Origin of the sequence: uncultured Chryseobacterium sp. (assembly GCF_913776365.1) — a bacterium.
Classification (GTDB): domain Bacteria; phylum Bacteroidota; class Bacteroidia; order Flavobacteriales; family Weeksellaceae; genus Chryseobacterium.
In genome coordinates this window covers 1-7,409 of sequence record NZ_CAJYMO010000347.1, presented here as the reverse complement: position 1 = coordinate 7,409, position 7,409 = coordinate 1, and the positions used below count along the sequence as shown (strand labels likewise).

At 40.8% G+C, this 7,409-nt stretch carries 9 protein-coding genes; 1 reads left to right on the top strand and 8 read right to left on the bottom strand.

Going from position 1 to position 7,409, the window contains the following annotated elements; all coding sequences use genetic code 11:
* Window positions 1–141: 141 nt before the first annotated feature.
* The 3 genes from atpE to QZ735_RS18645 are packed head-to-tail and all read right to left on the bottom strand — an operon-like array spanning window position 142 to window position 1,915.
* On the bottom strand, window positions 142–333 hold the full coding sequence (gene atpE / locus QZ735_RS18655; protein WP_027384648.1) for an ATP synthase F0 subunit C: 192 nt from the start codon (window positions 331–333) through the stop codon (window positions 142–144).
* 53 nt (window positions 334–386) lie between these two features.
* The gene (gene atpB, locus QZ735_RS18650; protein WP_294251848.1) at window positions 387–1,484 is read right to left on the bottom strand and encodes a F0F1 ATP synthase subunit A; all 1,098 of its coding nucleotides are present in this window, start codon (window positions 1,482–1,484) and stop codon (window positions 387–389) included.
* A gap of 59 nt (window positions 1,485–1,543) precedes the next feature.
* Entirely contained in the window at window positions 1,544–1,915 is a 372-nt protein-coding gene (locus tag QZ735_RS18645) for a hypothetical protein (protein ID WP_294251845.1), read from the bottom strand.
* Between the two features lie 194 nt (window positions 1,916–2,109).
* On the opposite strand from QZ735_RS18645, the gene ffh reads away from it, so the two are divergent.
* Window positions 2,110–3,471, top strand: coding sequence for a signal recognition particle protein (gene ffh / locus QZ735_RS18640; RefSeq protein WP_294251842.1), 1,362 nt, complete (start codon window positions 2,110–2,112; stop codon window positions 3,469–3,471).
* Between the two features lie 96 nt (window positions 3,472–3,567).
* Here ffh and QZ735_RS18635 read toward each other — a convergent pair whose 3' ends face one another.
* From QZ735_RS18635 to QZ735_RS18615, 5 genes are all read right to left on the bottom strand, one after another.
* Window positions 3,568–4,233: an outer membrane beta-barrel protein gene (locus tag QZ735_RS18635; protein ID WP_294251839.1), complete on the bottom strand. Its 666-nt coding sequence runs from the start codon at window positions 4,231–4,233 to the stop codon at window positions 3,568–3,570.
* A gap of 618 nt (window positions 4,234–4,851) precedes the next feature.
* On the bottom strand, window positions 4,852–5,460 hold the full coding sequence (locus QZ735_RS18630; protein WP_294251835.1) for an outer membrane beta-barrel protein: 609 nt from the start codon (window positions 5,458–5,460) through the stop codon (window positions 4,852–4,854).
* A gap of 209 nt (window positions 5,461–5,669) precedes the next feature.
* Window positions 5,670–6,194: a hypothetical protein gene (locus QZ735_RS18625; protein ID WP_294251831.1), complete on the bottom strand. Its 525-nt coding sequence runs from the start codon at window positions 6,192–6,194 to the stop codon at window positions 5,670–5,672.
* A gap of 265 nt (window positions 6,195–6,459) precedes the next feature.
* Entirely contained in the window at window positions 6,460–7,134 is a 675-nt protein-coding gene (locus QZ735_RS18620) for a porin family protein (RefSeq protein WP_294251828.1), read from the bottom strand.
* 145 nt (window positions 7,135–7,279) lie between these two features.
* On the bottom strand, window positions 7,280–7,409 hold a 130-nt coding region (locus tag QZ735_RS18615), incomplete at its 5' end, for a PhoH family protein (RefSeq protein WP_294251851.1).

Sequence of the window (7,409 nt, the reverse complement as noted above, 5' to 3'; positions counted from 1 at the left end):
ATAACAGACTGGATAATAAATAATACTGATGAAAACTGATGAATTAATTCCATTATATAAATGTATAAATAATTATTACTTTTTTTTTAAAATTAACATTGTTGCAGCCAACCGCTGCAACAATGTTTTTGTTTGTTTGGCTTATGATGCGAATAACGCAGCAAATGCAACACCTTCTACCAGTGCAGCTGCAATAAGCATAGCAGTTTGGATCTTTCCAGATTGCTCAGGCTGTCTTGCGATAGCTTCAAGAGCAGCAGCTCCGATTTTACCAAGACCGATACCTACACCCAGTACGATAAGACCTGCACCAATAATTCTAGGGATTTCCATAATATATAATTTTAAAAAATTGTTTTATTGTATTCTTTTAATTTCAAATTCAATTAGTGAGCTGCATGATGCTCGTGTTCGTGCTCTTCAACTGCCATCCCGATAAACAAAGCAGATAACATCGTAAAGATATAAGCCTGTAGGAACGCAACCAATACTTCCAGCAAGTAGATAACCAATGTAAGAAATGGAAATGCTACTCCGGCGATCCAGTTGTTAAAGATATAGATTGAACCGATCAGTGTCATTACCACAATGTGTCCGGCCGTCATGTTGGCAAAAAGTCGGATCATCAGCGCGAAAGGCTTCGTCAGTGTTCCGAGCAATTCGATTGGCAACATGATGAATTTCATCGGCACAGGTACACCCGGCATCCAGAAAATATGCTTCCAGTAATCTTTGTTTCCTGAGAATGTAGTGATCAGATAAGTAAGGATAGCCAGGAAGAAAGTCATGGTGATATTACCGGTAACGTTGATTCCAAATGGCATAAGGCCTAAGATATTAAGAAGAAGGATAAAGAAAAATACCGTTAACAGATATCCCATGTATCTTTTATACTTATGACCGATGTTCGGGATCGCTACTTCATCCCTTACGAAGATTACCAGCGGCTCCAGGAATTTGGTAGCTCCTGTAGGAACCTGAGATTTCTTGTAAGATCTGGCCATTCCGGTGAACAGGAAAAACATCACCACCGCAACCAGGAATATAATAAGAACGCTTTTGGTAATTGACAGATCCAGCGGTTTCTCATTGGTAGGATGACCGTCTTTATCAAAAGCTAAAGTTCCGGCGGCATCCGTCTTATAAATTTTTTCGTGGTGCAATTTATAGTAAGATCCATCCACTTCTGTAGTTTCGCCGTGCATGAATCCTTCTTTGTTGCTCATAAAGGCATGAAATCCGTTGTCATAAAAGATAACCGGAAGGGGAAACCCGATGTGATGCCCTTCTTTATCCACCATCAATGTAAAGTCATGAGCATCCAGCAAGTGATGATCGATGAATTCTTTATTTTCCTTAGTTACTCTGTCTTTTTCGGAAAGCTCTGTGGCCGGAGCCGTTTCAGCGTTAGCTTCACCGTGCTGGGCAGACACTAAGTTTAATACAAAAATACTGTAGAATAAAACTGCGAATTTCTTAAACATTGATAGGTTTTTTTCGTTGTGCAAAAATATGATATTTTTTTGAGTTCCAATAAATATTTTTACTGTTTTTTGTCATGATTGATCAGCCGGATGGCATAGTAGGTAAGCAGCGCTGTCAGAACAAAATACGGTAAAATGAAATGAAATTTGTAGTCCGGTATTACATCAAAATTCAGCTTTTTCCGGATCAGGTACATCAATCCGAACTTTAAAAGGATCAGACCGATCACCGACAGTCCTAAAAACTGGGGCACTACCCTGTTGACCAGGATCACGAGGGTGATCATCATCATGAACATTACGCTCAGGAAAAGATAGAACTTCACGATCACGATCTCATCCAGGTGAAAAACAAATTTCCACAGTGAAAAATGGATCAGGAATGTAAGGAAAAACAGTACGGTGACCAGGATGTTGGGATTAATTTTCATACCAAGCTTTTAGGCCTAACATTCATTAGGCTTTTTTTAATGTACCGCAAAAATATCCTTTTTCCCCGGGATTTCATCATGATTTGATTTATATCATCCCCGGAATTTATACCTTATATATAATATTACGGACCCGATCGTTTATAAATACTAAAAAAATCCTTATTTTTGCAAACCTATAATTTACAATAAATATGTTCAACAGTTTACAGGATAAATTAGACAAAGCGCTTCACAATATTTCCGGGAGGGGAAAAATCACGGAAATCAATGTTGCAGAGACCGTAAAAGAAATCCGCAGGGCATTGGTGGATGCCGATGTTAATTATAAAGTGGCCAAAGACCTTACCAAAAGGGTTCAGGACAAAGCACTGGGACAGGATGTTCTCACTTCCCTGACTCCGGGACAGCTGATGACGAAAATTGTCCATGACGAGCTGGTAGGGCTTATGGGAGGATCGCAGGAGGGCATCAATCTTTCAGGGAAACCTTCCGTAATCCTGATTGCAGGACTCCAGGGTTCCGGAAAGACCACTTTCTCCGGGAAGCTTGCCCATTATCTTAAGACCAAAAGAAATAAAAGACCCCTGCTGGTAGCCTGTGACGTTTACCGTCCTGCTGCCATCGACCAGCTGAAAGTACTGGGCGGACAGATCGGGGTTCCGGTATTTACGGAAGAGGGATCTACCAACCCTTCCACCATTGCCGAGAATGCGATCAGTTTTGCAAAATCCAACGGGCATGACGTTGTGATTGTGGATACGGCAGGTCGTCTGGCGATTGATGAGCAGATGATGAACGAGATCAAATCGGTTCATTACTTCATCAAACCAAATGAAACTTTATTTGTGGTAGACTCCATGACCGGCCAGGATGCGGTAAATACTGCCAAGGCCTTTAATGAAGCCCTGAACTTTGACGGAGTGGTACTTACCAAACTGGACGGTGATACCCGGGGGGGAGCGGCCCTGACGATCCGTTCCGTGGTGGAAAAACCGATCAAATTTATTTCCACCGGTGAAAAAATGGAAGCTTTGGATCTTTTCTATCCGGAAAGGATGGCTGACAGGATCCTGGGAATGGGAGACGTTGTTTCCCTGGTGGAAAGAGCGCAGGAACAGTTTGACGAGGAAGAGGCTAAAAAACTCCATAAAAAAATCGCCAAGAACGAATTCGGTTTTGATGATTTCCTCAAACAGATCAACCAGATCAAAAAGATGGGGAATATGAAGGACCTGATGGGCATGATTCCGGGCGTTGGGAAAGCGATTAAGGACGTAGAGATCAGCGATGATGCGTTCAAGCATATCGAAGCCATCATCTACTCCATGACTCCGGACGAAAGAAGAAGGCCTTCGATCATCAATACCCAGAGAAAAAACAGGATCGCCAAATGTTCCGGAAGGAAAATTGAAGATGTAAACGCGCTGATGAAGCAGTTTGACCAGATGGGAAAAATGATGAAAATGATGCAGGGCCCGCAGGGCAAACAGATGATGCAGATGATGAGCAAGATGCCGAATATGCCGGGCATGGGCGGAATGTTCGGAAAATAAATTGAACGTCAGCAATGCTGTACCAGTACAGCTAAGAATATTGATAAAAAAGAACCGGCTCCATCAGAAGCCGGTTCTTTTTTATCATCGATAAGCCTACTTATCTGATTTCTGGGCTTTCCCTTTAATAAAGAAAGAAAATCCTGCATTTACCCCAAAATTATTATATCTGTTTTTCAGCTGCAAATCACTGTAGTCAATATCCTGTTTGGTGGTGAGCTGACTGAATGATAACCCGGCATTAACAGCAAAGAAAGGGGTAATCATATAATTGATCCCTCCTTTTACTTTCCATGTAAATCCGTTAGCTGTATCATCCTGACTGAAAACGGTAACATTGTTTTCTGTTGTGGAATACTTTGATCTGATGGTTCCGAAACCAGCTCCTGCTCCAAGATAAGGAATAAATTTCGTCGCATTGGAAAAATAATACGTTGCCGTAGGTAATACAGTGATCCCGGAGGCTGTTGTTTTGATATGAATATCGCCCACATTCATTTTGGTCCTTGTACTGTTAAGGTCTGCATCGATTCCTATGGCGAGCCTGTCAATGACAAAATAGCCAAAAGAAGGCGTAAAGGTTACAGAACTGGTCTCGGGGCCATCCTGGGGCTGGACTAACGAAGTGTTTACAGATTGTACCTGGGTGGTGTTATTGAATGAGAATCCGGTATTTCCGCTGAATGTCCAATCGCCTTTGGTCATCTGGGCATTGGAAAGGCCGAACAGTGCAAGTGCTCCTGCTAACATGAATTTTTTCATAGTTATTATGGTTTATTTTATAATGTTTATCGCCTGAATAAGCAGATTGTATTTTATGAGACTGAAAACTCAAGCGGGGCAAAAATAGTCATTTTTTTGAAAAATAAAGGTAATGACTTAAAATTAAGACAGGAATGGTGCAGCATTTTCCCGTATTATGGATGAGCTGCAACAGATAAGTGTATTTTATGACACGCGGTGCTTTACTGGTTTTTTATCCGAAAAACCGGCAGCACTGGAAACCCTGATTTTTTCCATAAAACATTAGTGAAGAAAACACTCAGTCATTGGCATATCCCGGCGGTTGAATGGGCAACTGCCTGCCTAGCCCTGATAGCAGCGGCTACCCCACAGCAGGCGTTGGAAGGCGTTGGGGTGGGTGGGTTTGCAGCGGGAAAGCCGGAGAAGGACAGCGCGAGGAGTAATAGCGGATAGCAGGATAGAGCTTCTGAAAAACAAGAACGATTGGTACAGCAGACGCAGTTTTCCTTCAGTGCTGTGATTAAAAAAGACCGCTGTCAGACTGTATCTCTACTTTTTGCGATTTAAAATTTCGCCTGTATGCATAAAAAAAGCCCCGGAACGGATTCCGGGACTTCAGGGTTTATGTTTTGTTTATTATTTGGCAAATACATATTTTACACCGATTCCTACAGACGCAAGATCAAGTCCGAAGTTGTAGTTATCAACGCTCTTTGCATTTTCGTACTTAAAGTTGCTGTATCCGAAGTCACCGATAGTTGCTTCAAGAGTCCAGTTTTTGTTTACGAAATAATCAAGACCCGGCTTCACGGAAACTCCGAAAGAATTGAATGTTTCTTTGTTATAGTTGGTTATACCCAATGAAGTAGCTTCATTTTTATTCTCTCCAAATGCCATTGGTACGGAAAGCTGACCGAAGATATAGAATTTCTCACCTAAAGTCCAGTATTTTCTTACGAAAGGCTCTACCACTACAGCAGAAATCGTATTTTTGGTATCTGTAACAGCACCGTCAATCTTTGTTACATTGGAAGCATATCCCACTCCTACTCCTACTGCTACGTTTGTTCCGACAAAGTATCCTACTGTAGGAACCAGCGTTAAGTTGCTTTCTTTTGTATTGGTATTATTGTCTTCGCTGGCTGCAAAATTTAACGTTCCTGATAAATACGTTGTTCCTTTAGCGATCTGAGCATTGGATAAACCGAAAAGTGCCACGGCACCTGCTATTAATACTTTCTTCATTTTTAAATAGTTTAATACTTTCTGAAGGCAAATGTACAGCGGTCCCGGCTTATATTAAAATTTGTTAATGTGATTAATATCATCGGAAAATATTGGCTATTTTCAGGAATAATCCCCGCCAGCAGGGACTTCTTATGTTTTCGTAATTTTTTAAACAAAAAAGTTCCGATTGTACAACCGGAACTTATTATAGTTACTTTTAAAAATTTTTATTTCAGGAAGAAATTGGCTCCGAAATTTACGGCACCGAAGCTGAAACGGTCATCCCCATGCCAGTAAGGGCCCGGGCCCGGACCACGATGCTTATATCTGCTTCCTATATTCTGGAATCCCAGATACAGCTCTGTCTTCCTGTTCAGCTGATAGCCGACCCTCGGTGCAACGTACAGGCCGCTGTTAATGTAATTTCTGGTAGATATGGCCGCTCCTAAATCCAGGCCTACGAAAAGGGGAAGTTTATTAAAGGTATATTTCCCGGAAACAGCCAGGGGAATGAATCCGAAGTCCTCCACATTGTCTTTTCCGAAGAAATGGGAATACCCGGTAGCAGCCCCGATATCCAGTCCTTTGGTGATGTTCCACATATAAGCGGCATCGATTCCCAACGTTACACTTGCCGCATCGGAAGCATCCCCAAGCGGAGCTCCTACATGGGCACCTAGCCTGAACCCCTCCTGAGCCTGTGCAAGCCCTCCGAAAAAGGCGAAAGCACCTAATAATAAGAATTTTTTCATTTATAATAAGTTTATAATTAGAATCCGGACGCTTTTATTTTAAGTAGCGTATAAAAACAAAAAGACGATACAAATTTTGTACCGCTTCACCGGTAATAATCCTTTTTCACAGAGAATATTTATAGACTCAAGCAAATGCAGTAAATACGTATTACTTTCAGGTTACTTTTTATTCAAGACCTAATGAGATTCCAGCAATTTTAATTTCTGCACAAAAAAAGCGGCACTTAGATGCGCCGCTTTTCTTTTTTTTTAAAATCCTTTTTTAGTTACCTCCGAACTTGAATCCAACTCCAACTTGCACAAAACTATTCTTTAAAGTTTCATTTCCTTGTGGATTCTTATACAGGTTTGACACGCCAAGGTTATATCTTGCATCAAAGAATATCCCGTTTTCAAGTGTATATTCCGCTCCAATAAAAGGGGCAAGATTCAATGATTTAATTTGATCCTTAACATCTTCATTGGCACTTTGAGTATCGGAAGCAGTCTGTCCCATTGCACTTCCTGTAGCAGATGCTGTAACTTCAGCTTTTGCTGACGTAATTATGCCGAAGTTCATTCCCACACCAAAAGCTAGGTTTTCCGTAGCATAATATTTGGCACTTACCGGAATCTGTACACTTCCTAATTTAAAGTCACTTTTTGCAGTTCCAGATACGGTTACTCCCATTTGACTCACGGAAAATGATTCTTCCCGCTTACCACCCAGAGGTGAGTACAATACTTCTCCCTGAACAGCAAACTTATCATCAAATTTATGTTCAGCCATAATTCCTGCATAGAAAGTGGATTTGGAATCAAATTTATAAGATTGTCCATCGCCTTCCGCTTTAAGCATAGATAGTGAGTAACCAGCTTTAGGGCCAAATCTGAATTCCTGTGCGTTTACATTTAATCCTAATGCAGCTACTGCTGCCATCAATATAAGTTTTTTCATGTAATTAATAGTTTTTTTAATTAATTCGATGGCAAAAATAATACTTTTTTTTTAATATCAAAATCTGCCGTTATTTTTACCATAAAATTAAAATGCAGGACGATTTTCACCATTCTGCATTTTTAAGTTTATATTTTAAGCTAAATTATTCATTCCTATGTTTTTTATCCTCTTCGTTATAGGCTAAAATAATTTTCCGGACCACAGGATGCCGTACAACATCTTCTTCCGTAAGGTGTACGAAGCCGATTTCTTTTACATCTTTCAGGATCCTC

Excerpts from the sequence above, each read along its gene's own strand:
- atpE (WP_027384648.1), bottom strand. The coding sequence starts at position 333 with ATGGAAATCCCTAGAATTATTGGTGCAGGTCTTATCGTACTGGGTGTA.
- atpB (WP_294251848.1), bottom strand. The coding sequence starts at position 1,484 with ATGTTTAAGAAATTCGCAGTTTTATTCTACAGTATTTTTGTATTAAAC.
- QZ735_RS18645 (WP_294251845.1), bottom strand. The coding sequence starts at position 1,915 with ATGAAAATTAATCCCAACATCCTGGTCACCGTACTGTTTTTCCTTACA.
- ffh (WP_294251842.1), top strand. The coding sequence starts at position 2,110 with ATGTTCAACAGTTTACAGGATAAATTAGACAAAGCGCTTCACAATATT.
- QZ735_RS18635 (WP_294251839.1), bottom strand. The coding sequence starts at position 4,233 with ATGAAAAAATTCATGTTAGCAGGAGCACTTGCACTGTTCGGCCTTTCC.
- QZ735_RS18630 (WP_294251835.1), bottom strand. The coding sequence starts at position 5,460 with ATGAAGAAAGTATTAATAGCAGGTGCCGTGGCACTTTTCGGTTTATCC.
- QZ735_RS18625 (WP_294251831.1), bottom strand. The coding sequence starts at position 6,194 with ATGAAAAAATTCTTATTATTAGGTGCTTTCGCCTTTTTCGGAGGGCTT.
- QZ735_RS18620 (WP_294251828.1), bottom strand. The coding sequence starts at position 7,134 with ATGAAAAAACTTATATTGATGGCAGCAGTAGCTGCATTAGGATTAAAT.